At 59.6% G+C, this 23,800-nt stretch carries 19 protein-coding genes; 6 read left to right on the forward strand and 13 right to left on the reverse strand.

Going from position 1 to position 23,800, the window contains the following annotated elements; all coding sequences use genetic code 11:
- Positions 1 to 37: 37 nt before the first annotated feature.
- The 6 genes from DW892_RS05375 (at position 38) to DW892_RS05400 (ending at position 7,596) form a co-directional block, all read left to right on the forward strand.
- A complete protein-coding gene (locus DW892_RS05375) occupies positions 38 to 1,375 on the forward strand; it encodes a prolyl oligopeptidase family serine peptidase (protein ID WP_117766220.1) in 1,338 nt (445 codons plus the stop codon).
- Positions 1,376 to 1,454: 79 nt separating this feature from the next.
- Positions 1,455 to 2,966, forward strand: coding sequence for a nucleoside hydrolase-like domain-containing protein (locus DW892_RS05380; RefSeq protein ID WP_117766222.1), 1,512 nt, complete (start codon positions 1,455 to 1,457; stop codon positions 2,964 to 2,966).
- A 332-nt stretch (positions 2,967 to 3,298) separates the two neighbouring features.
- Positions 3,299 to 4,036, forward strand: a complete 738-nt coding sequence (locus tag DW892_RS05385; protein WP_117766224.1) for a DUF4428 domain-containing protein — start codon at positions 3,299 to 3,301, stop codon at positions 4,034 to 4,036.
- 24 nt (positions 4,037 to 4,060) lie between these two features.
- Positions 4,061 to 5,383: a hypothetical protein gene (locus DW892_RS05390; RefSeq protein WP_117766226.1), complete on the forward strand. Its 1,323-nt coding sequence runs from the start codon at positions 4,061 to 4,063 to the stop codon at positions 5,381 to 5,383.
- A 48-nt stretch (positions 5,384 to 5,431) separates the two neighbouring features.
- Positions 5,432 to 6,673 (forward strand): SPFH domain-containing protein, encoded by a 1,242-nt coding sequence (locus DW892_RS05395; RefSeq protein WP_117766228.1) that lies wholly within the window; start codon positions 5,432 to 5,434, stop codon positions 6,671 to 6,673.
- A gap of 80 nt (positions 6,674 to 6,753) precedes the next feature.
- Positions 6,754 to 7,596, forward strand: a complete 843-nt coding sequence (locus DW892_RS05400; protein WP_117766230.1) for a hypothetical protein — start codon at positions 6,754 to 6,756, stop codon at positions 7,594 to 7,596.
- Between the two features lie 192 nt (positions 7,597 to 7,788).
- Here the strand turns inward: DW892_RS05400 and DW892_RS05405 are convergent, their stop codons facing one another.
- The 13 genes from DW892_RS05405 to DW892_RS05465 form a co-directional block, all read right to left on the reverse strand.
- Positions 7,789 to 8,412, reverse strand: coding sequence for a response regulator transcription factor (locus DW892_RS05405; protein ID WP_117766231.1), 624 nt, complete (start codon positions 8,410 to 8,412; stop codon positions 7,789 to 7,791).
- Positions 8,409 to 9,902 carry a sensor histidine kinase gene (locus DW892_RS05410; RefSeq protein ID WP_117766233.1) on the reverse strand — a complete coding sequence of 498 codons (1,494 nt, stop codon included), beginning with the start codon at positions 9,900 to 9,902 and terminating at the stop codon, positions 8,409 to 8,411. The genes DW892_RS05405 and DW892_RS05410 overlap by 4 nt, the downstream gene beginning before the upstream one ends.
- Before the next feature lie 2 nt (positions 9,903 to 9,904).
- Positions 9,905 to 11,704, reverse strand: coding sequence for a histidine kinase N-terminal 7TM domain-containing protein (locus DW892_RS05415; protein ID WP_158567029.1), 1,800 nt, complete (start codon positions 11,702 to 11,704; stop codon positions 9,905 to 9,907).
- Between the two features lie 432 nt (positions 11,705 to 12,136).
- Positions 12,137 to 13,567, reverse strand: a complete 1,431-nt coding sequence (locus tag DW892_RS05420) for a 6-phospho-beta-glucosidase (RefSeq protein ID WP_117758597.1) — start codon at positions 13,565 to 13,567, stop codon at positions 12,137 to 12,139.
- Positions 13,568 to 13,910: 343 nt separating this feature from the next.
- Complete coding sequence (locus tag DW892_RS05425; protein WP_117766237.1) at positions 13,911 to 14,555, reverse strand: DUF4867 family protein; 645 nt, start codon at positions 14,553 to 14,555, stop codon at positions 13,911 to 13,913.
- A gap of 123 nt (positions 14,556 to 14,678) precedes the next feature.
- Complete coding sequence (locus DW892_RS05430) at positions 14,679 to 15,659, reverse strand: alpha/beta hydrolase (RefSeq protein ID WP_117766239.1); 981 nt, start codon at positions 15,657 to 15,659, stop codon at positions 14,679 to 14,681.
- 105 nt (positions 15,660 to 15,764) lie between these two features.
- The gene (locus tag DW892_RS05435) at positions 15,765 to 17,135 is read right to left on the reverse strand and encodes a PTS transporter subunit EIIC (protein WP_158567030.1); all 1,371 of its coding nucleotides are present in this window, start codon (positions 17,133 to 17,135) and stop codon (positions 15,765 to 15,767) included.
- Between the two features lie 68 nt (positions 17,136 to 17,203).
- Complete coding sequence (locus tag DW892_RS05440; RefSeq protein ID WP_117646431.1) at positions 17,204 to 18,043, reverse strand: PRD domain-containing protein; 840 nt, start codon at positions 18,041 to 18,043, stop codon at positions 17,204 to 17,206.
- 201 nt (positions 18,044 to 18,244) lie between these two features.
- On the reverse strand, positions 18,245 to 18,733 hold the full coding sequence (locus DW892_RS05445) for an S-ribosylhomocysteine lyase (RefSeq protein ID WP_117640520.1): 489 nt from the start codon (positions 18,731 to 18,733) through the stop codon (positions 18,245 to 18,247).
- Positions 18,734 to 18,885: 152 nt separating this feature from the next.
- Positions 18,886 to 20,376: a glycerol kinase GlpK gene (locus DW892_RS05450; RefSeq protein ID WP_117766243.1), complete on the reverse strand. Its 1,491-nt coding sequence runs from the start codon at positions 20,374 to 20,376 to the stop codon at positions 18,886 to 18,888.
- A 177-nt stretch (positions 20,377 to 20,553) separates the two neighbouring features.
- A complete protein-coding gene (locus tag DW892_RS05455; RefSeq protein WP_117766245.1) occupies positions 20,554 to 21,495 on the reverse strand; it encodes a transketolase family protein in 942 nt (313 codons plus the stop codon).
- The gene (locus tag DW892_RS05460) at positions 21,488 to 22,324 is read right to left on the reverse strand and encodes a transketolase (RefSeq protein WP_197736868.1); all 837 of its coding nucleotides are present in this window, start codon (positions 22,322 to 22,324) and stop codon (positions 21,488 to 21,490) included. Before DW892_RS05460 ends, DW892_RS05455 begins: the two co-directional genes overlap by 8 nt.
- A gap of 2 nt (positions 22,325 to 22,326) precedes the next feature.
- Positions 22,327 to 23,727 (reverse strand): L-fucose/L-arabinose isomerase family protein, encoded by a 1,401-nt coding sequence (locus DW892_RS05465; protein ID WP_117766247.1) that lies wholly within the window; start codon positions 23,725 to 23,727, stop codon positions 22,327 to 22,329.
- Positions 23,728 to 23,800: the final 73 nt, after the last annotated feature.

Raw genomic sequence — 23,800 nt, forward strand, 5'->3', positions numbered from 1 at the left:
CTTTTGTTTCCCACTAGCGGCGCAAGGGAGGCAGCTCATGGAACTCAAATTGTGTACCTACGCAACCGTCACCACCTTGGGCGACTTTGGCCCCTGGATCAGCAAGGTCGTACTCGACCTGCCCTGCACCGTGCGCGCCAACGACATCGACGCGAACACCTTCCATATATATGTAGAGCGTCACGAACGCTCGGGCGAAGTTCTGATGCGCAAGGAGCGCGGCGCCGACCATGCCGCGCCCTCCGTGGGTTACATCGACGTTCTCGCCGCATATCCGTGCGACGAAAACGGACGTAAGCTCGCCGTGGGCACCCATGTGGCGCTCGAGGTCGCCGAGCAGCGCCTGACCAAGACCATCGAAGGCGGCGTCATGGGCTCGCGCATGCTCGATGACCAGCTGCGCATCACGCAGCTCGCGGCTCTTCCCGGCAACGACGGCGACGATCCCACCTGCGGCCTGGTCTTCGACACCTGCCGTGGCGATATCTGCCCTGCGCTCAAAGGCTGGAGCAACGACACGCAAAAGACCGCCGTCGACGGTATCGCGCTCGAATACGGCTTCTTTGAGCCCAGCTTTAAGGCCGAGGACTCGGCATGCTTCAACCCCTTTGCGCCCGAGGCCACGGCCGTGCCCCAAAAGGCACCGCTCGTGGTGTATCTGCACGGCGCCGGCGAGGGCAAGGGCGCCACGCAGGGCGAAGGCGCCACGCGCGCCTATATCGGCAACCGCGTGACGGCCATCAGCCAGGCGCAGATCCAGCGCTACTTTGGCGGCTTTGCCTGGGTGCTCGTGCCGCAGTCGCCCACGTTTTGGATGGACAACGGCGTCGAGCAGCTTGGTCACTCCAACCAGAGCATCTACTCCCCCGTGCTCAAGGCACTTATCGATGAGTTTGTCGCCGAGCATGCCGACCGCATCGACACCGACCGCATCGTGGTCGCCGGTCTTTCCAACGGCGGCTTTATGACCCTGCGCCTGTGCGCCGACTACCCCGATTTCTTCGCCGCGGGCCTTCCCTGCTGCGCCCCGTGGTACAACGCCACGGACGAGGACGTAGCCGCGCTCGCCAAGACGCCGCTGTGGTTTACGCACTCCAAGGGCGACGAGCTCGTGTGCCCGCAGCAGACCGTGCTGCCGCTGTTCGCGCGCCTGCGCGATGCCGGCGCCAACGTGCATCTCACCTACTTTAGCCATGTCGAGGACCTGACCGGCGTGTATCGCGAGGCCGACGGCTCGGCCAAGAAGACGTTCAACCACGGCGTGTGGATCCACCAATTCAACGACCTGTGTTATCAAGACTTCGACGGGGGCAACGTACTCATCGACGGCGAGCCGGTGGGCTGCTGGGAGTGGTCGGCCAGGGTCGACCGCTAAGCCCTCCCATCGCGGGGACCGGGGTTTAGTCTTGCCTTGCGCGTAACTGGCTGAAATTATTTTGGTTGGAGCTTTGCTTATGTCCCAGAATTTGACTCGGGTGATTGCTACTACCGATATGGAAGTCGATGATATGAACTCGCTTGTTCATTTGGCTCTGTATCTCAACTTGCTTGATGTTCAGGCTGTGGTGTATACGGCTTCGCAGTATCACTTTCTTGGGGATGGGGTTCATACGCTCGGCGAGGTGAATTCGCATTGGCGGACCAAAGGGCGGCGCTCTTATGAGTGGGCTGTTGTGCCTCATGAGCCCGATCCGCTAGCCGGCGAGCTTCGTGAGTATCGGCCGTTTCCCGAGCATTGGATTGAGAGTCTCTGGAGTAATGAATATGCCCAGGCTTGGCCGCAGTTGCAAGCAAATGCCGCCGCTGCCGGTGAGCCGCCGTTTCCCACGCCCGCCCAGATGATCGAGCGCACCTTTGTGGGAAATGTTGCCTTTGAGGGTGATGTGACTGAGGAAACTGAGGGGTCTCGCGTAATTGCGCTGGCGATTCTGGATGATGATCCGCGTACGTTATGGCTGCTCAGCTGGGGTGGTATGAATACGATCGTTCGCGCCCTCATGAGTATTGCCGAGCGCTATCGCGCCACGCCCGAGTGGCCCGCCGTACAGCAGCGGGTCTATCAGAAGGTGCGCGTGATGGGCGTTGCCGATGGTGTGGGGCAGGATAACTCGTGGCTCGACCATGGGCGCGAGCTCTTTCCCGAGCTCATCTTTTGGCGTACGCCCTATATGTATGGCAACTATTTCGACGCCAAAACAGCTCAGCCCGATACGCTGCCGCTGTTTAAGGCTCCTTGGCCCGAGCAGAATCTCACGCAGGGCAACGGCCCCCTCATGGCGCGCTATATGTTCTATGGCGATGGTAAGGTCTACGAAAACGAGCCCGAGCGCTTTCAGTTTGGCAAGCATGCCCGTCTGGATTGGGGCCTGGAAGGCATGCCCGCGGTGCAGTTTGAGCGCGGCGATTTTATGGCCGAAGGCGACAGCATGACCTATATTCCGCTGCTGCCGTTTGGCCTGCGCGGTATTGACGACCGCGACTTCGATACGCTACTCGGCCGCATGTTTCTTGATGGACACCCCGATGCGAAGGCGCCCGCCGATTTTGCCTCCATCAGCACGCCCGCAGACGACAATCTCAATCCCTACCTGCGTGCCTATCAGGAAGACTTTGCCGCCCGCGCGCAATGGTGTGCCCATGATCCGGCAGCCTGCTCGCATCCGGCGCATGTTGTCGAGGTCACGGCCGACCGCAGCGCCGCAGCCGGCGAGCGCATCGACCTTGCGGCGACCATCGTCGACCCCGACGGCAGGGGCTTCGATGCGCATTGGGATGTCGCCGTAGACCCGTCGAGCTATGCAGGCGTCCAGGATCTGTCGCTATGGCAAGAATGCACGGAGGATGCCACTTTCATCGTGCCCGCCGACGCACGACCCGGCGACCGCTTTGTGCTCACCCTCACCGTGCAGACGCGCGCCGAGTGCTCCTGCACCCGCTACACCCAGGTCGCCGTGACTGTGGCATAGCAAGGGCGACGCCCACATTCGACAAAGAGTGTCCCCAGGCGCCAAACGAGCGGGGATTTTGGACACCCAAATGACGAGAGTGGATAATCTCCCACTTTGAGCCTGCACACAGGCCAAAAACGGGAGATTATCCACTCTCATTCTGCGGGTACTCATTGGGGACGTACTTAAATGAGTAGTTTCACTCATTTAAGTACGTCCCCAATGACTAGTCAAAAATGGGCCATGTGTCCCAGTTGTGGAGACTCGTTGAGCCGTCTGGGTATCGTGAAAGGCTGCGCACTCCCCCATCATCAAAAGTGACACACGCTACCAGTTGATGGGAGGCAGCCATGGGCTTCTTTGACAAGATGTTCGAGAAGAAAGAGTGCGCGATTTGCGGTACCGAGCTGGGACTTCTAGGTAAGACAAAAATCAATGAAGGCTACCTGTGCAAAGAGTGCGCCGGCAAGCTCTCCCCCTACTTTCACGGCTATCGCTCCAGCACCGCGGACGATATCCGCGAGCAGATCGCCTACCGCGAGGCCAATGCCGAGCGCCTGGCGTCGTTCAACCCCACGCGCACGCTTTCTGCCGGGCGCACCAACATCATGCTCGACGAGGACGCGGGCCTGCTGATCATTACCTCGCAGAGCCGCTGGCGCGACGCCAATCCCGACATCATCGAGTTCTCGCAGGTACTCGGCTGCGATATGGATATCGACGAGCATCGCACCGAAATCTATCGCGAGACCAAGGACGGCGAGCGCGAGAGCTACAACCCGCCGCGCTACGACCTGGATTACGACTTTAATCTGACCATCCACGTCAACACGCCGTACTTTACCGAGATCAACCTGCGCGTGAACGACTCCACCATCGATCAGCGCGGCTCCATCGAATACCGCGAGGCCAAGCGCCAGGCAACCGAGGTCCGCGACGCGCTGGTGCAGCTGCGCCAGGAGACGCGCGACAGCGTCGTGGCCGCCAAGGCCCCCAAGACCGCGGTGACCTGCCCCTTCTGCGGAGCCACCACCATTCCCGATGCCAGTGGGCGCTGCGAATACTGCGGCGGCGCCATCGGCGCATAGCCTCCGGCACGGAAAGGACCGATCATGGCCTTCGAGAGCGTTAACTATCAGTGCCCTGCCTGCGGTGGTCCCCTGCATTTTGCCAGCGCCGAGCAAAAGCTTGTCTGCGACTACTGTGACTCACGCTTTGAAGTCGAAGAAGTCGAGGCCCTCTATCGCGAGCGCCAGGACAAGGCAGATGCCAAAGCCGATGCCGCAGCCGCAGCTCCCAAACCTGCTGCCGACGATGCCGTGCAGGAGCTCGCCCAAAACGCCGGCTACATCTGCTCGTCGTGCGGCGCCGAGCTCGTGTCCGACGGCACCGTCGCCGTCACCACCTGCCCGTACTGCGGCAACTCCGCCGTGGCGCCCGGCCAGCTCTCTGGCGACTTCTCGCCCGACCTGGTGATTCCGTTTAAGCTCGGGCGCGACGACGTCACGGCCGCACTCAAGGAACACTACAAGGGCAAGATCTTGCTGCCCAAGAGCTTTGTCACCGGCAACCACATCGACGAGGTCCAAGGTGTCTACGTGCCGTTTTGGCTCTACGGCGCCCGCGTGGACGGCGAAGTGCACTTTGACGCGACCAACGAGACCGTGACCGAGGAATCCGACCGCACCGTCACGACCACCGACCACTACGATGCCTATCGCAAGGGCAATATCTCGTTTAAGCGCGTGCCCGTCGACGGATCGTCCAAGATGCCCGACGGCCACATGGACGCCATCGAGCCGTTTGACTACGACGCGCTGCGTCCGTTCTCGGTCGCATATATGCCCGGCTACATCGCCAACCGTTACGACGAGGACTGCGAGACCTGCAAGGCGCGCGCCGAGCGCCGTATGGAAGAAAGCACGATCTCGGCCCTGCGCGAGACTGTCGTCGACGAATACGACGATGCCACGGTCGAAAGCAAGCAGCTCGACTACACCTGGGAAGACAGCGACTACGCCCTGTTCCCCGTCTGGATGCTCTCCACCTCGTGGAACGGCAAGAGCTACCTGTTTGCCATGAACGGCCAGACCGGCCGCTTGGTCGGCGAGCTCCCCTGCTCCAAGCCCAAGCTCGCTATTGCCTCGGTGCTGTTCTTTGTGATCGGATTTATCCTCTCCCAGATTCTCTTTATGGGTGAGAACGCCTTCGATCCGGATTACCTCGCCTTTGATATCGAGGGCATCCTCATCAACATCGTCGCGCCGCTGATCATCGTGATTATCGGAGACGTGCTACTGGTAGGCCAGCTCAAGACGGCCAACGAGGCCACCCACGCCGACGAGTACTGCGGCGAGCTCGACCTGACCGAGAAGCACGACACCTTCAACCACACCGAGACCACCGTTGTCATGAAAGACGACAAGGACGACTAAGCAATCCGACCAATACCACCCGGCCTTTGACGAGAAAGGAAGATCACCATGGGACTCTTGAAAGCTGGATTGGGAGCTGCCGGCGGCGTCATGGCCGACCAGTGGAAGGAATTTATCTACTGCGAATCGATGCCTGCTGACGTCTTGGCCTGCAAGGGCAGCAAACGCACCGGTGGCCGCAGCTCCAACACGCGCGGCGAGGACAACGTCATCTCCAACGGCTCGGTCATCGCCGTCAACGACGGCCAGGGCATGCTCGTGGTGCAAAACGGCAAGATCATCGAAGTCGCGCTGGAGCCTGGTGAGTTCGTCTTCGATACCGGCAGCGAACCGAGCGTCTTTAGCGGCAACCTGGGCGATTCCATCAAGGAGACCTTCGCCAATATCGGCAGCCGCTTTACCTTTGGCGGCGACGCGGGCAAGGACCAGCGCGTCTACTTCATCAACACCAAGGAGATCATCGGCAACAAGTACGGCACCGCCTCGCCCGTGCCCTTCCGCGTGGTCGATAACAACATTGGTCTGGACGTCGACATCTCCGTGCGCTGCAACGGCGAGTATTCGTACCGCATCACCAACCCGCTGCTGTTCTACACCAACGTATGCGGCAACGTGACCGATAGCTACACGCGCGACAAGATCGACAGCCAGCTTAAGTCCGAGCTGCTCACCGCCCTGCAGCCCGCCTTTGCCAAGATCTCGGAAATGGGCATCCGCTACAGCGCCATCCCCGGCCACACCACCGAGCTCGCCCGCGCGCTCAACGAGGTCCTCTCTGCCGATTGGCGTGACCTGCGCGGCGTCGAGATTGTGAGCTTTGGCGTCAACTCCATCGCCGCCTCGCAAGAGGACGAGCAGATGATCAAGGATCTGCAGAAAGCCGCGGTCATGCGCGATCCCACCATGGCGGCAGCCAACATTGCCAGCGCCCAGAGCGACGCAATGCGCGCGGCAGCCGCCAATCCCAACGGCGCGATGGCAGGCTTTATGGGCATGGGCATGGCAGGTGGCATGGGCGGCATGAACGCCAGCCAGCTGTTCGCCGCCGGCCAGGCACAGCAGCAGGCCGCCCCGCAGCCGGCTCCGGCACCCGCTCCCGCGCCGGCATCCGCTGCCACGCCTGCGGCCGGTGCATGGACCTGCAGCTGCGGCGCCACCAACACCGGCAAGTTCTGCTCCGAGTGCGGCAGTCCCGCACCCGCCCCGGCACCGGCCAAGTGGTTCTGCCCCAACTGCGGCAGCGAAAACGGCGGCAAGTTCTGCAGCAACTGCGGAACGCCCAGGCCCTAGCCCCTCTATCTGGTAATTGGCGGGGGATCCGCCACCCCCGCATTTGCTTCTATGGGTTTCGTTCGATAAAGGAGGACACCATGAAGACAACGTTCAAAAAGTCCGTACTCGCATTTCTGACATGCGTCCTTGCGCTCGCCTTTGCCCTGACGGGCTGCAGCGGCGGCGGCAAAGACCCCAAGGCCAACTTTGTCGGCAGCTGGAAGCTCTCGGGTGGAACCACGGAGGGCGAAGAGCTGACCGATGAGTATATGGATATGTTCGAGGAATGGGGCATCAGCTGCATCATGGTCCTGGATGAAGACGGCACGGGCAGCCTCGATTTGTTCTCCGAAGTTTCCGACCTAAAGTGGGAGGCCAAGGACGCTACCACCGCGAGTATCACCGTCGACAAGGAGACGACCGACGTGAAGCTCGAGGACGGCAAGCTTGTCCTTGAGGACGGCGAGGACAAGCTCATCTTTAGCAAGTCCGATAAGGACCTATCCGGTACCGTGAAGAAGGATCGCGAGGCCGCCGAGAAGGAAGAGGAAGTCGAGGAGGCCGTCGAAGACGACGACGTCCAGAAGATTGAAATCTCCCCCGCCGTCACCGTCGCCGATGACGACCTGTGCACCATCACCATCACCGAGAAGTTCCAGGACGACTGGGGCGACATCGGCTTTGTCGTCAACATCGTCAACAAGAGCGACAAGGACCTGACCTTCTACGCCCCCACCGGCAAGACAAACGTCAACGGCACCATGAAGGAAGCCTGGTTCTCGGCCCACCTGATGCCCGGCACCAACGCCACCGAAGAGTTCACCTTCTCGAAGGGCACGCTTGACAGCTTCGACAGCCTAGTCAACACGACCATCGGCATCGACGCCTACCTGACCGATTCCTACGAGGACGTCGCTTCCTACAGCGCAACCATCGCGTAGCGACAGACATCGACAGCCGCGGATTGGCGGACAAACCCGCGCGCGTACCAGACGGGGCCGCAGGAAATGATCCTGCGGCCCCGCCGCTTTATGCCGACAGCACTGCCCATGCAAGCAGGCCGCCCGCCGTCTTCTGATGCAAAACGGCGGGCGGCCTGCTTGTATGGCGCCGGAACATGGGCGACGTACCGACTACGGGCGCTCCATATTGGGGACGATACTGCCTTCGGTCACCGCATGCACGGCAAGACGCATGATGTTGTCGTAGCCGGTCTTGCTCAGAATCTCCGAGATGCGGCGTTTGATGGTGCCCTCGCTCATAAACAGCTCGGCCGCGATCTCGCGGCGGCTCTTACCCTCGCAGGCAAGGCGCAAGATCGACAACTCGACATCGTCGAGGGCCGCCGCGCCCGAGAAGATGCTCTCTGGCGGCTTGGGAAACGTGCAGTAACCCGCCAGCGTGGAGCGCATCACGGCGAATAGCTCGTCGATACCAACATTCTTGTACACAAAGCTGTCGACGCCCGCCTCGCGCGCCTGGTCCACAAAGGTGATCTCGGGCATACCCGTCATGATAATGACGCGGCACTCGGGCAGCCGTTCTTTGATGCGCGCCGCCGCCACGATGCCGTTGGAATCGTGCTCGGTGCACACATCCATCAGTATCATGTCCGGACGCTCCTTGAGCACAACGTCCAAGGCATCCGAGGCGTCGGCGATCGCGGCGACAACGGTCATGTCGGGCTGGTCGCCCACGGAACGCGCCAGGCTCTCGCGCAAGATAGCCTGGTCTTCGATGATTAACACGCGGATCATGAGCTTCTCCTTTGGACCGTGGCGTTGGAGGCGAGCGGGATGGACACCGTAAGCGTGAAGGGCGGGGCGGTGTGGACTTCCAGGCTGCCGCCCAGATTCTGTGCGACATGCCTCATACCAGGGATACCCGTTCCCTCGCGATACGATACGGGTGCAGGCGCGCCGTCGTTAGAAACGACCATCCGCGCAACAGCGCCGTCTTCCGACGTCTCCTGCCGCAGGCGCACATGGACCCGATGCGCCTGCGCATGCTTGGTGGCATTGGTCGAGGCCTCGCGGATAATCTGCAGAAAGGCTGCGGCGACACGCGCGTCGCTTGGCAGCTCGCCCTCCACATCGATCTGCACGCTCACCAGGCCAAAGGCATGGACGATATCGCCCAGTTGCTCTGCCGGTTCGGTGTCGCCCTCGCTGCGCAGATCGGCAGCGATTGAGCGCAGCAGCGGGTCGATCTGCTCGAGTGACTCGTCATCCAGGCGCCCCTCCTCCAGATAACGATGGAGGATGGACAGGCGCTGCCCGATCACATCGTGCACGCGGGCACGCATGCGCAGGTAGGCCGCATTGTCGGCAACTTTTTTGACTTCTTCGATCTGGGACTGGAGCTCTTGGCCCGCAAGCTCAAGCAGGTGATTGGCTTGCGCCAGGCGGTCGTGGGCATGCGCATACTCCGTCACATCCAGCCCGATAATGCGCTCAAAGAGGCGGCCCGAAACCATAACGTCATCGTGCACAAACAAGCGAATCTCGGCGGGAGAAACCTCGACCACCGCGCGAGCATCACCAAAACGGTCCAAGTTAATCCGCACACGGTTCCTACTGCTTTCGGGCATTTGCATGCTAAGTTTGCGCAGGTCGTTCCATGTGCCGCTCATGTCACCTAGATCGGTGGGCATATGAAGTTCCACCAGGTTTTTGCGCATGCAGCGGTTCATGAGCAGCGGACGGCCCCTCGGGTCCAGATACAGGATGCCCACGGGAATCACGTTGATGGTCTCGATCGTCGAGAACGCGGTGATATCCTCCTGGCGGTTACGGACGTCCATCAAGAGCGCCGCGATGGAACGGAACAGGAAGAACGCTCCCTCTGCGATAAGGACAACGGTCCACGCCGAGCCCATGGCAAAAACCACCGGCGGTGTAACGGCGACAACAAGCAGCAGCTCGACCAGCATGACGGGGCGACGATAGCGCACCATAAGCACCACGCCATAGGCGAAGATTGCGGCATTGAGCCACAGCGCTCCGCCCATTGCCCTGGCGCAAACGTCAAGCGACGCCACCAGATACGAGCCAGACGACGCGAATAAGATGAGCGCCGAAATCATCAGGTGAAGCACAAGGCTCGCCTCGTAGGCGCAAATCACCTTACGGTTATAGGACGAGCGGCGCGATGAGATGAGCGGGACGTGGATCGTCTGCAGACACGCAGCCAGGGCAAAGACAACATCGAGCGCAACGATTTGGGGAAGGATGAGCGAAATCTGCATCGTCACTCACCCGCCCTCGGCATCAAGACGATCATGCGCAGCTGGCCGGGCTCGCCCTCAAGGCGATATGCCACGTTGCGCCCTTGCAAAGCGCTTTCGAGCTCTTGCGCAGCGGGTGTCTGCGAAAGATCCTCCTCGTCGTTGGAAAAAAGCGTGGCGCGCAACTCGACGCTGCACCGATCATGGTCGCCCAAGTGATACATAAGCGCCGGATGGTCGGTGGTGTAGGCAAAAAACGCAAAGTCATACACGCAGTCGTACAGGGCACTTACCGTACTGGCGTGCATCGGGCGCCGTATGGCGATAATCGAGGCGCAATCGATATCGATAGTGCGCAGGTCGCTTGCGAGCTCGTTGGCAATGAGCTGAATGCGGTCGCGATCAAAACCGCTCTCCCCGTGCTGTGCCAACGTGAGTGACCCCTTGCGCTTGCAATAGGCGACGAGCATCTTGGCGCGCTGCAGCATGCGGTAACGCTCGTGCGAAGACGCTTCGTCGGTCAACGGCGGCAGCGAGCTCAGCAGGTCGTACACCCCTTCGAGCGCGCGGGCAAGCGCCTGGTCCACGTCTTGGACCAGCAAGGTCTCGGCCTCTTGATCTGCCAAATGCGTCTTAAGGTCGTAGTCGGCGGCGAGCAGCTCATTTTGACGCTGCAGCTCCATGCGACGATGTGCCAGTTCACGGTTAAGCTCGTTGAGCTCCGACACGTCTTGGGCAAGCAGGGCCGATCCGCCCAACAGTGGAAAGGCACGGTACATCACATCGGGATCGGACGCCACGGCAAAGGCATGGGAGCGGCCGTGCTCCTGGGTCCGCAACTCCTCGCGCACGCCTACCGGCATTGGCTTTGACACCGGCGTGGCATAGACTTCCTGCAGGTCGCGCGTTAGAACTTTGAGGTCGAGCGGCAAGGTGTCGAAGATGCCAGCAATGTCGTGATACGACGGAATGACACCGCAATCGAGACAGATTTCCATCGCCACCACGCACAGGACGCAATAGACGAGCGAAAAGTTGAGCTTCCATGCCCAGGGCACGCGCAACGCATACGAGATGGCAAAGAATGCACCACCCAGCAGTACGAGTGCCGCCATACCCGAGAAACGCTGGATGCGAAAGGACGAGGACCGGCCAACCAGGATAAAAAAGGCAACGAAGTTAAAGGCTGTCCATACCAGAACGGTACCGTAGCCCCAACCATATGTGTAATCGTTGCTCCAGGTTCCACTCGATCGATCGAAATGGAAGACCTGCTGATGAACATCGTTAGTAAGCACAAAGCCGATAAGCAGGACAGCCATGACCCACAAAACGGTGCGGTACCGACGCCCCATACGATGCTGTTCCAAACCCGCGAGGCGCAGACCGCACAGCTGGTAGATCAGCGGAATGAGCGTCATGGGCACGTAGTACAGGTACCACAGCACGGTGGCATAGAACGGCGTGAACGACTTATATTTGAGGATGACCTCGATCATCCACAGGGCACAAATGGCGGCGATGGCAACAAGGCGGCGGCGCAAGACGTAGTCCAAGCAGCGTAGGTACGCCAACACACCCCAGATTGAAAATGCAATTGCGGCGACAAGCAGCGGGAGAGAGCTCGAGTGGACGAGCGCATCCACGACCTCTTCGGACACCTCGCTATAGGCGGGCACGGCGTTAGAAAGTTTGGGGTCGAAGGCGAACAGCGCCGGCAAGACTGCCAAAAGCATAAGGAACAGCGCGGTAATGGCGCCGGCGATAACAAAGACGCGGTGGCGATACACGCCATGCGATATTCCAACAAGGAATCGCGGCATGGCGAAGAGCCTGCCGCCCCTAAGATCCGCCACGGGCGCGGATCGGGCGGTCGCGTGGCCGATATGTCGCTCGCGGGTACCCATAGTGCTTTTAGTGTACCGACAGGCGGGCCCAAAAAGCGGGCCACATGTCCCAAAATCCGCCGACGGCGAGGGACGTCGCCAGCGACTAGTCGTTTAAGAACGTCCCCAATGACTAAGACAAAACGAGCGAGGATTTTTGGACGCCCAAATGGCGAGAGTGGATAATCTCCCACTTTGAGCCCACAAACAGGCTAAAAACGGGAGATTATCCACTCTCATTCTGCGGGTACTCATTTAAGTACGTCCCCAATGAGTGCTTTCACTTCTTTTAACAAAACGCCCGGCGGGCATTAACTGCTCGCCGGGCGTATTGGTTAGGAAACTCTGAAGTTGAGTGTCTCGGCTTCCTTAGGACAGATCCTCACCATTCGTTTCAATGACATGCTTGTACCAGTGAAAGCTCTTCTTTTTGGAACGCTTGAGGGTGCCGTTGCCGGCGTCGTCGCGGTCCACATAGATAAAGCCGTAGCGCTTGGACATCTCGCCCGTGCCGGCAGACACCAGGTCGATCGGGCCCCAGGTGGTGTAGCCCAGCAGGTCAACGCCGTCCTCGGTCACCGCATCGCGCATCGCGGCGATATGCTGGCGCAGGTAGTCGATACGGTAGTCGTCGTTGATGGAGCCATCCTCCTCGACAACGTCCTTGGCGCCCAGACCGTTCTCGACCACAAACAGCGGCTTCTGATAACGGTCGTACAGGTCGTTGAGGGTGATGCGGAAGCCCAGCGGATCGATGGCCCAGCCCCACTGGCTCTCCTGCAGGTAGGGGTTCTTGGCGCCGGCGAAGGCGTTGCCCTGGGTGCGCTCGACATCGGGGTTATCGGCACCGGCGGAGCAACGGGTGCTGTAATAGCTAAAGCTGATGAAGTCGACGGTGTTGGCGGCCAGGATCTCGCGGTCCTCATCCGTCATGCCCACATCGATGCCCAAACGCTCGAGCTTCTTGACGGCATAGGCCGGGTAGTAGCCGCGGCTCTGAACGTCGACGAAGAAATAGTTGCTCTGGTTGTCAATCTGCGCTTGGCGCACATCGCCCGGACGGCAGCTGTAGGGGTAGTAGCTACCTGCGGCAAGCATGCAACCGATCTTGACCTCAGGGTCGATCTCGTGAGCGATCTTGGTTGCCCAAGCGCTGGCGACGAGCTCGTTGTGGGCGGCCAGGTACTCGACGGCCTCCTTGTTCTCGCCCTCCTCAAAGACCAGACCGGCACCCATAAACGGCAGGTGCAAGATCATATTGATCTCGTTGAAGGTGAGCCAGTACTTCACCAGACCCTTGTAGCGGGTAAAGATCGTGGTCGCGAGGTTCTTGTAGAAGTCGATGAGCTTGCGGTTGCGCCAGCCGCCGTACTCCTTGATGAGGTGGATCGGGCAGTCGAAGTGCGTGATGGTCACGAGCGGCTCGATGCCGTGCGCCTGACACTCGCGGAACACATCCTCGTAGAAAGCCAGGCCGGCCTCGTTGGGCTCGGTCTCGTCACCGTTGGGGAAGATGCGGGTCCAAGCCAGGCTCATGCGGAAGGTCTTAAAGCCCATCTCGGCAAAGAGGGCGATGTCCTCCTTGTAGTGGTGATAGAAATCGATGCCGGTCTGCGCGGGGTAGTAATAGCCGTCCTCGAAGTCGAGCATCTTGCGCTGGCCGGAGACCACCGCATAGCGCTCGGGGCCGTGCGGTGCCACGTCCACGTTGGCCAGGCCGCGGCCATCCACGTCGTAAGCGCCCTCGCACTGGTTGGCAGCCGTCGCGCCGCCCCACAGGAAGTCTTTACGGAAAGCCATGCATCAATCCTTTCACACGCTGTTTGTCGTAGCTTCAGTATCCCCGCAAACAGCGCGCCGCTCAACGACAGCAACGCAGGTCGACACTTCTTTTCGCGCGCGGGCGTCCGGCAGCCGCCCCTGCCTGACACTTTCTGATACCGCCGCCCCAAACCACCACAAAGGGGACAGGCACCTTTGTGGTGGTTTGGGGCGGTTTGTCTTGATCTGTAACAGGTAGACCGCCAAAACCGGGCCTGGTGTTACAGATCGAGATCTTTCGGGCACCCTCTGCGGTTATCTCAATCTGTAACAGGTAGAGACGATTTAGCCCGCCAGGTGTTACAGATTAAAACAAAAGCCCCTAGTCCACGGTGATGTCGAGGTTCTTGCCGACGAGGCCCACGTAGCCGCCTTCGGCTGCCTTGGGGCTATCGGCGTGGCAGAGGACCCACTTGTCAGCCTTCCAGTAGCAGTAGCTGTCACCGGCGGCAGGCATGTCGGCTGCAGCCTCGGGGCGCGGGCCATTGGTGCCCGCCGGCAGCGCCACCATCACCTGGAAGCCGCCGTCGTCGACCATGCAGGGCGTGTAGTGGAGCGTGGTGTTGAAGACCTCAACGACCTTGCCCGCCGGTACGCGGAACGCCTTGACGCACGCGGTGTCGAGCTTGCCGTCCTCGATCTCCCAGCGATGCGCCACGAGCAGGATAAAGTCGCGGGCGCCCAGGTTAAACTCGCTGGCGCGGTGATACTCCAGGCAGTTGAGGCGTGTGTTGTGCCCGTTGCACCAGCCGAGCTGGAAGGAGCGGCCGCCGTACATGAGAAAGCCCAGCTTATCGGCATCCTTGACGCCCTCGAGCTCCGGCGCGCTTGCTACGTACTTGCTGCCCTCGGGGATGGGCGTAGCCGCGAGCGCCTCGATGAGCGGAGCGGTCAGGTTGGACGGAACGTCGTTCCACACGCAGCCATAAGATTTGAACTCGTGATCTGATACAGAGTAGATATGCATGTTCGCTCCTGTTCGTTTATGTGACAGTACGAACATTCTAGAACATCATTCATCCACGACCACGATCAATACCGAAAACATTGCATGACGAAATCACCCGCTTAAAAAGCGACATGCAGTTTCCTAGTCGAGATAATCTTTAAGAAACTCAATAACGCTCATACACCAGTAGTCGGTCTCCGGCGCATGGGGCTTCATCAATGCGTGCCCCCCTTCTGAATACATGACTCCCTCATGGTGTACTCCAGCTGCATCCAGAGCATCGACCATCTTTTCATAATTGTCGGGCGATACAATATCATCGTCAGCGCATTGCCAAAGATATGTCGGAGGATACTGCTCCCACACATGCTGATTAATACAGAAATCATCGAGCGAGTCGCGACCAGCCCCGCCGCACACCGAATCAAGAAATCTATTGTCTGATGCGTTCTCAAAGCCATGAAGATCAATCGGTGCATAACACAGGGCCAAGGCTTTTGGCGCCTCGCATCCGTAGGACGCAAATCCCTTGTTGTCCGTCCCCCACTCGGCAGTTAAATGCGCACCAGCAGAAAAGCCGATAACTGCATAACTTTTTGCGACATTAAATTTCGCTGAATTCTCCAGGACAAAACGGACGGCTCGATTTAAATCGTCGATTGGGCGCGGCATCAAAGGCTCGACCCTCACCCTGTATGACAGCACGAACACGTTATAGCCCGCATCGTTGAGCTCGGGGGCAACGGGAAAGCCTTCCACTTGATGACAAACGCTCTGATAACCTCCGCCCGAAACCGCAATGATAAAGGGAGCCCTAGGTCTCCCGGGAAAGAAGAACAGTTTCGTATTGCGCCGAGTCGGATCACGGATGCAGTCGGCTTCATCCCAAATATCGTAGGCAACCTGCCTCCCGTCATCCACGAGCTCGACAATTCGATTCAATCCACGCAAAACGCGAGCAGTTTCATATGGATTAGCATCAGAATTCATATGAGACACAATGGGTTTATTCCACATGCGCTCCCAAGTTGAAGGCCGGCAAAGCATAAGGTGCTCGCCAAAGCCAGCGAACTCAGGAAGGAGCGCGATTTCGCCAAACGTCATATCGGCAGTAATTGTCATAGCTAGTCACTCCAAAAATGAGGGTGGGCTCGCGTGAATCAACGGCAAGCCCACCACATGCAATCTGCCGCGGGGTTTTCGGCAGCTTACATCCCGAATAATTGTCTACTCCACTACCGCCTCTTCATCAGGGCGATACAGGATGTAAACGAGAACGAAGTTAAGAATTAAACCGACGACATTGCAAAGAATTGCGCCGATGAGGCTGCTCATATCACCAGAAGGATCCATATAACCGGGGAAGCTAAAAATGCCGCTCGACGTCATAACGAACGTACAGGTGTTGAAAATCGCCGGGATAACAGCACTGATTGCTCCGGCGACCATGGAAGCGATAATGATCTTCTTGTGCTCCAAGATGATGCCGTACAGCGCCGGTTCCGTAATCCCGAAAAAGCCCGTAATGGCACAGCTGAACCCAAGACTCTTTTCACTCGGGTCCTTCGAGCGGAGGGCAAACGCCAAACAAGCGCCGACAACACCCATGCTGCAGCAGAGAAGTCCAAGGATAGGATCGGAGCCGACGGTCATAATATTGTTGATGGAAAGCACGATCAGGGCCCAATGGAGTCCAAGGGGGATCATAACGAGACCGAATATCGGCCCGAGAATAACGCCGCAAAGGACGGGGCTGAACTGATAGACCGCCAGCACTGCAGCCGCAAGCAAAGAGCTCGCCTGCTGAATAACGGGGCCGATCACAAGGAGCGAGACGGGGGCGGCAACAGCAACCGTCAGGAACGGGACGAGCGCAAATGCCACAACATCGGGAAGAACCGCCCGCAGCCACTTATTAAGAACGGATGCGAACCAAGCCGCCACGATAGCAGGAAACACCGTGGAGGAATAGCTCACCATTGTGAACTTCATGCCGAGCAAATCCAGCGCATCGCCCGCTCCGGCCGCAGCAACGAAAGTCGGATAAACCAGGATTGCGCCGAGTACCGCACCGATATATCGATCGGTTCCAAAGAACTGAGCAGCAGATGATCCGACAAGAACGGGCAGGAAATACATGCAGGCATTTCCCATGCCGTACAGCAGAGTGTATATTCCGCTCTCGGCGGAAACAGCACCCGCCGTCGTCAGAATGCTAAGGATGGCGTTTATCATTCCGCATGCGATCAAGGCAGGAAGAACGGGCATCATGATGCCGCTGATGAACTTCATTAGCTTTCCCAGAAAGCCCTTAGTCTCTCCTTCGCTTGCCTCGGAATCTCCGGCGTCAATCCCGGTTTCCTTGGCAACGATTTCATAGACCTTATCGACCTTAGGTCCCACAATCACCTGATATTGCCCCGCGGAATGGCGAATGTCGATCACGCCATCAATCGCCTTGACTTTTGCATCGTCTACGATGCTTTCGTCCTTAAGGTTGAACCTTAAACGAGTCATGCAGTGAGCTACAAATGTAACGTTGTCTGCGCCGCCCACCATCTCGAGAATCTCGGCAGCGAGCTTGGTTGTATCTGCCATAAATACCATTTCTCCCATGTTGAGTTTTATATGTAACCATCAGCAAAGCGCGCGCCTTTGCCAACTAATTACCTTGTTTTCGATGCAATTCGATTGATGTGCATCATGAGGTAGAGTCTTTCTTCGTCTATAAGTTCCCGCCCCGTCAGTCGGCTGAGAACAGAAGCAATATCATCGGCGCACATTGATGCCACCGGATATTCTTTTTTGAGCGAGAGGTACATCTTGCGGTTGTCGCTCACGATGCTTTCGCCAGAGTTCAACCTATTGAATAAGTACTGAAGATGGGTTGCGAACCTTGCGTAATCGAAACCTTCCCGATCAACTTGAATGCCAAGCCGATTTTCAACAGCAACGGTTGACTCCTCCAGAACACGATCGTAGATATCCGCGCTAAACTCTTTAACTACTTCGCATGAGTCCGAATCGGCCATGTTATTGATAAACGCCATGGCAATTCCAACTGCCTCATGAGCTGGAAGCCTAACGTTAAGACGTTTCCTGATTATCTTAAGTGCATACTCGCCGATTCTAAATTCGACGGGATATTGTTGGCGGACATCAAACGATAAAGGCATGCGGACAACGATATTTTGCTCTTTGCGCTTAACCGCATACGCGATATGGTCCGCAAGGATAAACGGCAAATTAGGGCTCACCTCATAAGACAGCAAACCTGTCGACATATCAATAACATCCGAGGTAAGCTCGAGAAGCTCGTCGGGGACCTCGTCAACGAGAGCGATGTAGCGAGAGCTAACGTTATAAAACGTTCGTTGAATCTCCGAAAGAGGGACCTCGTCTCCGACATTCTTAAACCCCAGACCACGGCCGAATGCAACCAACTGTCTGCCATTTCCATCGACGCAGAGGACAGCGCTGGTATTAATTCGTTTAACAATTTCCATGTGTCCCCCCCCTAAACAGAACAAGGCTCCCGAAGCAGAATCCGACAATCAATGTCGACAGATGCTGCTTCAGGAGCCTTGCCTGAATATCACTCTGAGGACTAGTTTAAGCGAGCTAGTGCTAATGACCTCGAATAAACACTTCTAAACAGTTAAACGGTCGATATCTCCGTGTGAACGGTTTGGAGGCAGAGGGCGGCCCTATGCCTGCTGATAGTGCAGGTGCTTCTCGTCGATATCGGCCAGGTCGCGGTCGAGATAACGACGCGCAAGCCAGTTGGCCATGGGGAGGTTCTGGTCCAGGTAGTTGCCGCACTCCTCGGGAGCAGCGCCGGGGATATCGCCCTCAAAGCCAGCAACAAACTCGAACAGCTCACGCACAAGCGGCAAGATTTCCTCGCTCGTCAGCTCACCAAAAACGACGAGGTAAAAGCCCGTGCGGCAGCCCATGGGCCCAAAGTAGACGATACGGCTCGACCACTCGGCATGGTTGCGAAGGAAGGTGGCGCCCAGATGCTCAATGGTGTGGCACTCGGCCGTGTTCATGACTGGCTCCTTGTTGGGCGTGGTCAGGCGCAGGTCAAAGGTGGTGACGGCGGCGCCGGTCGCCGGATCGCGGTCGATGCGGCTCACATACACGCCGGGCTCAAGCAGCAGATGGTCAACGGAAAAACTTGCAATGCGCTCCATGGCAGTTCCTCTCGGTAGTCAATTTGGGACGGGGCTCTTTTAGCTGGTTCGAATGGTCGCACCAATCATACCAGTCAAAAAAGCCCCGTCCCAAATGAGCTGCCCGGGACGGGGATCAATGAGTTTTTAATCCCCGTCTCAGAATAATCATGCTAGGCGGTGTACGCGATTGTAGATTTCACGGCATGGCGCCAGCCGGCGATCTTTTTGGCGCGCTCGTCGGCGGACATGGTGGACTCCACGATGCCGCGGGCGCCGTAGACGTCGACGACGTCGCGCGTGTACATGCCCAGCGCAATGCCGCAGGCCCAGGCCGCGCCCAGACCGCTCATCTCGTCGTTGCTCGCGATGCGAATGGGCGAGCCGACCAAGTCGCTCTCAAACTGCATCAGGTACGCGTCGCGCGTGGGACCGCCGTCAACACGAAGCTCGGCCAACGCCGCGCCCGAATCCTCGACCATCGCATCAATCACGTCGAAGATCTGATAGGCGATCGACTCGTCAGCGGCCTTTACGAACTCCGCACGGCCCGTGGTGCGCGTCATGCCAAAGATGCAGCCCTCGGCATCGCTCGCCCAGTGCGGCGCGCCCAGGCCAGTGAACGCCGGCACAAAGTAGACACGGCTTGCCGGATTGGCGGCGTAGCACAGGTCGGTGACTTCCTCGGGATTGTTGATGAGTTCCAGGTCGTCGCGCAGCCACGTCTTGACGGCGCCGGCGTAGCTCACGTTGCCCTCGAGAACATACTCGGTCACACCGTCCATACGCCATGCGAGCGAGCTCGAAAGCCCATGCGAGCTGGCGACGAACTCGTCGCCGACGTTCATCATGACCGAGCTGCCGGTGCCATACGTTGCCTTGGCCATACCGCGGCTGCGGCAACCCTGCGCAAACAGGGCCGCATGGCTGTCGCCCAGCACGCCGTGCACCGGCACGGGCGCGGGCAAAAAGCCGTCCAGGTCCGTCGTGCCAAAGAGACCGTCGGAGTCGGTCACCTGCGGCAGGCAGGCCGGATCGATGCCAAAGGCCTCGCACACCGGCTCGCTCCAGCAGCCACGGCGCAGGTCGAAGAGCTGTGTGCGGCTGGCATTGGACCAGTCGCAGCGGAACTCCGCGCCGCCCGTGAGCGTCCAGACCACCCAAGCATCGATGGTGCCTAGACACAGCTCGCCCGCCGCCGCAGCCTCGGCAGCCGCCGGAACGTTCGCGAGGATCCAAGCCATCTTGCCCGCCGGATAGTAGGGCGAGAGCACCAGACCCGTCGTGTCACGCACCAGCTCGGCCACGCCTTCGCGCGCGGCAAGCTCGTCGCACAGCTCGCGGGCGCGGGCGCACTGCCACACCACGGCGTCGCATAGCGGCTCGCCCGTCGTGCGGTTCCAGGCAACGGTGGTCTCGCGCTGGTTGGAGATGCCAATGCCGGCGATATCGGCCGGATCGACCCCGGTCTCCTCCACCACGGCACGCGCCACGGCCAGCACGTTGGCGGCAATCTCGGTCGGATCATGGCTCACCCAGCCGGCCTCGTTGACAATCTGGCGATGCGAGCGGTCGGCACGATGAATCAGGTGGCCGCCCTCGTCCACCAGCAGCGCCTTCGTGCCCTGCGTGGACTGATCGATTCCGATGATGTATTTGCTCATGTACTCTCCTGTCTCCCCCGTCGATTTAAAAACTAAAACCCGACGGACAAGGAGCGAGTGGCCGACCGGCTCATGAGAGCGCAGCCGGCCTGCTCAGAATTCAACCTAAAAGGATTGGTGCAAACCTGTCCCCTTTGCACCAAGTTGATGCAAAGTAACCTGTCCCCGATGCACCAATTACTCTGCGGGCAGGAACTCGGCGACGGTCTGCGCGATTCCGGCACCCGTCAGGCCGTAGTGCGCAAAGACCTCGGGACTCGTGCCGGTGATGACCGGCGCGTCGGGCAGGCTCAGGCACTTAACCGGACGCGGGCAATGCTCGCCCACGACCTGCGCGACCATGGAGCCCAGGCCGCCAAAGGGGCTGTGCTCCTCAACGGTCACGACGGCGCGCGTGGCACCGGCGGCCTCAATCACGGCCTCGGCGTCGAGCGGCTTGACGCAGTACATGTCGAGCACGGTAGCGGAGATGCCCTGCTCGGCCAGCAGGTCGGCGGCGTCCACGGCATGGCGGACCATCTCGCCGGTGGCGACAATCGTCACATCGGTGCCACGACGCACCCAGGTGGCGCGGTCCATCTGGAACGGGCACTCGTCCTCGGTATACACGTCCTCGACCGGGTTGCGGCCCACGCGGATATAAGCCGGCTTGTTGTCGGCAACCAGGGCGCGCACGAGCTCGGCGGTCTGGAAACGATCGCTCGGCAGATATACGCGCATGTTGGGAATCGCACTCATGGCAGCGATATCCTGCGCGGAGTGATGGCTCATGCCCAAGGCGCCGTAGGAGACGCCGCCCGAGATGCCGATGAGCTTGACGTTGGTGTTGGAGTACGAGACATCGACCTTGCACTGCTCATACGAGCGCGTGGTCACAAAGGACGCCGGCGAGGCGGCCCAAGCCTTCTTGCCGCACGAAGCCATGCCGGCGGCGATGCTCACCAGGTCCTGCTCGGCGATGCCGACCTCGACGGACTGCTGGGGATACTGATCGAAGAACGGCGTGAGCGATGCGGAGCCGCGGGAGTCGGAGCACAGGACGACGATGTCCTTATCGGTCTCGGCGGCCTCGAGCAGCGTGTCGCAGATAACCTTGCGGTTGGCGATCTTGTTAGCCATTGATAGCCTCCTTGTGGGCAGCGAAATCGGCGATGATCTGGGCATATTCCTCGTCGTTGGGCAAGTGATGATGCCAGGCGGCCTTGTCCTCCATAACCGGCGAGCCGTAGCCCTTCACCGTGTTGAGGATGATGACCGTGGGCTTGCCCTTGGTCTCGGCGGCCAACGTCAGTGCGGCATCGATGGCCTGGACGTCGTTGCCCGGAATGGAGAGCACGTTCCAGCCGAAGGCGGCCCAGCGCTCCTCCTGCGAATCCTGCTTCATGACGTCCTCGGTGCTGCCGCTGATCTGCAGGCGGTTGCGGTCCACGAGCGCGCACAGGTTATCGAGCTGGTAGTTGCCGCCGCTCATGGCGCCTTCCCAGACCGAGCCCTCGGCAAGCTCGCCGTCGCCCATGATGGTGTAGACGCGGTAGTCGCGGCCGTCCATCTTGCCGGCAAGCGCCATGCCCACGGCCACGGGCAGACCGTGACCCAACGAGCCGGAGTTCATCTCGATGCCCTTGAGCTTGTTGTTGGGGTGGCCGATGTAGGGGCTGCCAAACTTGGAGAAGCGGGCCTTGACGTCGTCGAGGTCCAGATAGCCCTCGTGGCACAGCACCGCGTAGTAGGCTTCCATGGCGTGGCCCTTAGAGAGCACAAAGCGGTCGCGGTTGGGGTCGTCGACGGTCTCGGGCGAAATGTTGAGGTGGTTGGCATAGAGGGTCATGAGGGCGTCGATCACCGACATGTCGCCGCCGATGTGGCCGCCGGCGCCAGCCATGATGATATCGACGCAATCGCGGCGAAGATCCCAACGCAGGGACTCAAGCTCTTCGATAGTTGCCATTTCTACTCTCCTCGCAGGTAAGCTTTGACGTCTTCTTCAATCGGGTCGTATAGGTCGGGCTGGATGCCAATGTACTTGCACGCCTCGTAGAGCACCGGTACCACGTTGGCGTGAATGGCGACGCAGTGGTGAATGTAGGGGCCCTCGACGATCTTGGCCTCGAGGCGCTTGAGGTTGTCGACCTCAACCCACAGGTAGGTGCCCATGCCGGCCGGCCCGTCGATGCCGCGGGCGTTGCCGAGCAGCAGCGAATACTCGCCGTTGTCGCCATCAAAGCGGGCAAGGGTGAGGTCGCCGTGCTTGGCCTCGGCCGTCAGCGCACCGGGGTGATCGAAAGCCAGCGGGTAGGTGAGCTTGGGCTTGACGGCCGCGCAGCTGCAGGGCCAGGGACCGCAGTGCTGTAGCAGCTCGCCGTTCTCGTTATCGGGATGACGCACGGTCCAGTCGGCGAACATGCCGCGGTGACGGCCCAGGTCGGCGGCCTCGACCATCAGCGCGGTAATGGCGCCGTGGATATCGGTCTCGCACACGATAGGGATGCCCATCTCGTTGAGGATGGCGTTGGCGGCGCAGGGCATAATGCCCAGCTCGTCCTGCAGAGCGTTCCAGCACTGGATGGCGCCGGCGTTGCAGCCGTACTTATCGACCAGGCGCTTCATGGCGATAGCGAGCCCTGCGACCGCGGGGACCTTGTCCTCGGGAATGCAGATCTCAAAGCTGTCGCGAATGTGGTCGAGCATGGCGGACATGGCCTGTTCGTCGGTCTGGGCGTCGCGCACGGCCTGGACGAGCTCGGTCATGGGGATGGGTGAAAGCTGGATGTTGAACTTCTCGAGCAGCTCGCCCTCGTTGCACATGGTCGACCAGAAGTCGAACGGACGAGTGGCCATCTGCAGGATGCGGGTGTGCTTGAAGGTCTTGACCACGTTGCACACGGCCAGGAAGTCCCAGACGCCGCGCTCGAACTCGGGGTCGGTCAGGCGGCAGTTGGTCATGTAGGTGAAGGGAACCTGGAAGCGGCGCAGGACCTTGCCAGTCGCGAACAGGCCACACTGGCTGTCGCGCAGACGGGTGCCGTCGGGCTCGGGGCGCTCGTCGCGCGGGCCCCACAGCAGCACGGGCAGGCCGAGCTCACGGGCAAGGCGGGCGCAAACGTACTCGGTGCCAAAGTTGGCGTGGCACAGCATGATGCCGTCGACGCCCTCGGCGCGGAACTTCTTGACGATAGGCTCGATATGGCTGTCGTCAAACAGCAGGCCCTCGTCGTTGATGTCGTCGATGTCCACAATGTCGACGCCGATCTCGCGCAGGCGATTAGCCGTCAGGCCGCGATACTTAATCGCGTCCGGCGCGCTAAAAATGCTGCGGCGCGTGGGCACAAAGCCGAGCTTGATCTTATCCATGTACGTCCTCCCCTAGTCACATGTTCAGTAAACAGACGCTTGTTTCGTTTTGTTCTGTTTACTAAATGTTTTA

Origin of the sequence: Collinsella sp. AM40-7AC (assembly GCF_003468125.1) — a bacterium.
In the GTDB taxonomy this organism is placed as follows: Bacteria; Actinomycetota; Coriobacteriia; order Coriobacteriales; family Coriobacteriaceae; genus Collinsella; species Collinsella aerofaciens_O.